At 61.5% G+C, this 1,717-nt stretch carries 4 protein-coding genes; 1 reads left to right on the top strand and 3 read right to left on the bottom strand.

All coding sequences use genetic code 11. The features are described 5' to 3' along the window. Positions 1 to 244: hypothetical protein (locus CKO23_RS25350; RefSeq protein WP_207168693.1), on the top strand; the 244-nt coding region annotated here is incomplete at its 5' end. Positions 245 to 301: 57 nt separating this feature from the next. Here the strand turns inward: CKO23_RS25350 and CKO23_RS26840 are convergent. The 3 genes from CKO23_RS26840 to CKO23_RS24560 all read right to left on the bottom strand — a co-directional run bounded on the left by CKO23_RS26840 (position 302) and on the right by CKO23_RS24560 (position 1,528). Further along, the gene (locus tag CKO23_RS26840; RefSeq protein WP_200336105.1) at positions 302 to 670 is read right to left on the bottom strand and encodes a hypothetical protein; all 369 of its coding nucleotides are present in this window, start codon (positions 668 to 670) and stop codon (positions 302 to 304) included. Between the two features lie 73 nt (positions 671 to 743). After that, positions 744 to 1,250 (bottom strand): GNAT family N-acetyltransferase, encoded by a 507-nt coding sequence (locus CKO23_RS24555; RefSeq protein ID WP_200336109.1) that lies wholly within the window; start codon positions 1,248 to 1,250, stop codon positions 744 to 746. After that, positions 1,247 to 1,528, bottom strand: coding sequence for a type II toxin-antitoxin system TacA family antitoxin (locus tag CKO23_RS24560; RefSeq protein WP_200336111.1), 282 nt, complete (start codon positions 1,526 to 1,528; stop codon positions 1,247 to 1,249). The genes CKO23_RS24555 and CKO23_RS24560 overlap by 4 nt, the downstream gene beginning before the upstream one ends. Positions 1,529 to 1,717 lie beyond the last annotated feature (189 nt).

Genomic DNA, 1,717 nt, shown 5'->3' on the forward strand with positions numbered 1-1,717 from the left:
CTGGTTACAAAAGGGCGCGATTGTACCGAGGACGCGCGACTCGCGCTGCTCGGGCGATTCAGCTGCGTCGAGGGCGGGCGACCGGCAGGAGTCGTTGCGTTCACTTTTTGTGACCTTCACAGCCCTGGTGGTTGGACACTTCAGTGGAACCGAGAAATTATGTGAAGCTCCAACCCTGCCGGATGGAGATCAACTCCTCTCCAACCACGGCTTCTGGCTGCAGGAAGCACTGAGCTTCACATGATTTTGACCTTCACATAAACGCGGGTAGCGGTCACTGACAGATCCGCCTGCCGGTTGGTCACCGCGTCGCTCTGCGCTCAGTGCGCATGCAGCTTCCAGAGACCGCTTCCTGCCGAATATCAGACGATGAATGTTCAGTCCAAAGATGATGCGCTGGTGCTTCCGCCTGCGGCATTTGATCGCCGGCTCCAGTGGCGTCTAGTGCTCCTGTCGCCGCCCCGATCCGCGAGAGAGGGCGATGGGATCGATGTCCAACACCAACAGCAAGGCGGCGGGTGCAGCACTCATCGCTGGCCGCCGGAAAGAAGACCATGGGGCGGCTCTGAGCGAGGTCCCTTTCGTGACAACGTGCTGGATGCTTCGCCAGGAAATAGACGAGATTCGTGGCCGGGCGGTGGGCCATGGTGATAGTGATGGTGAGCAGCATGGCAACTGCATTCGTCGCGGCGCCGTCGTCGAAGACCGGGAAGTCTCAGATCCAATGAAGCCGGTGTATGGCGTCAAGCCAAGGGTCCTGAATCGATCGTTGCCAAGGGCACGAACAGCGTCATTGGCGACTCCGGCAACGCGAGGAAACCGTGATGCCGGTAGAAGCTCTCTGCCGATTGATCCTTTGCCTCGACCAATAGGGCATAAGCGGCGATCTCCGAGCGGGCCGCTCGCGCTAGCGCATCGGCCAAGAGCGCGCCACCGAGACCCTGCCCGCGAAAAATCTGATCGACCGCCAAACGTCCCAGACGCACCGCGGGCACAGACGGGTAACGCGGCAGTTTCTTCACCTTCGCCGCGGGTAGATCTGCAAGCTGGATACTCGCCGACGCCAAGGTGTAGTAACCGGCAATCCGCCCGTCAGACGTCAGCGCGACGAAGCAGGCCGTCACCCGACGCCGCATGTCTTGGGTGACTTGGCTCCGGAAGTAACGATCCAGCGGCTCCGAGCCACTATCAAAGGCGCCGCGGTCATGGGCGGCAGAGAGCGGGATCACGCGCAAGGGCGCGTCGATCATTCCGAGCTCAACAGCTTGCGACGCCGAGAGAAAGCGCGTTCCAGTGCCGGTGATGGCTCCAGAGGTGAGAGCAGTGCCTCCGCGAATCGCTCCGAGTCGGCCAGCGACAAACGAACGACCCCCGCCTCCTCAATGGCGCGCTGAGCCGCTTCCTGAACGGCCGTCACGACGAAATCCGTCATGGTGCGGCCCTGAATTTCGGCGGCCCGCTTGAGTGTGGCATGGAGCTCGGTGCTGATTCTGGCTTCGAGTCGAGCTGTGCACGCGCGTGATGGCATTAGTCGATCCTCCTGTCACAACTGTACGGCATAATGCCGGATTGATCCAGGTCTTAATCTTTCGACCCAACCGCCTTGTGCGAGGCCCTGCAGGCGGCGTCCGACCTCACCCCCGAGGAACTCGACGACGCGTTCTGGGATCTCGCTGATACCGGCCGCGCACGCTTTCTGGAAGGCTTCGCTTGGGTG

The organism is Thiocystis violacea (assembly GCF_016583565.1).
Lineage (GTDB): Bacteria > Pseudomonadota > Gammaproteobacteria > Chromatiales > Chromatiaceae > Thiorhodococcus > Thiorhodococcus violaceus_A.

Excerpts from the sequence above, each read along its gene's own strand:
- CKO23_RS26840 (WP_200336105.1), bottom strand. The coding sequence starts at position 670 with ATGCTGCTCACCATCACTATCACCATGGCCCACCGCCCGGCCACGAAT.
- CKO23_RS24555 (WP_200336109.1), bottom strand. The coding sequence starts at position 1,250 with ATGATCGACGCGCCCTTGCGCGTGATCCCGCTCTCTGCCGCCCATGAC.
- CKO23_RS24560 (WP_200336111.1), bottom strand. The coding sequence starts at position 1,528 with ATGCCATCACGCGCGTGCACAGCTCGACTCGAAGCCAGAATCAGCACC.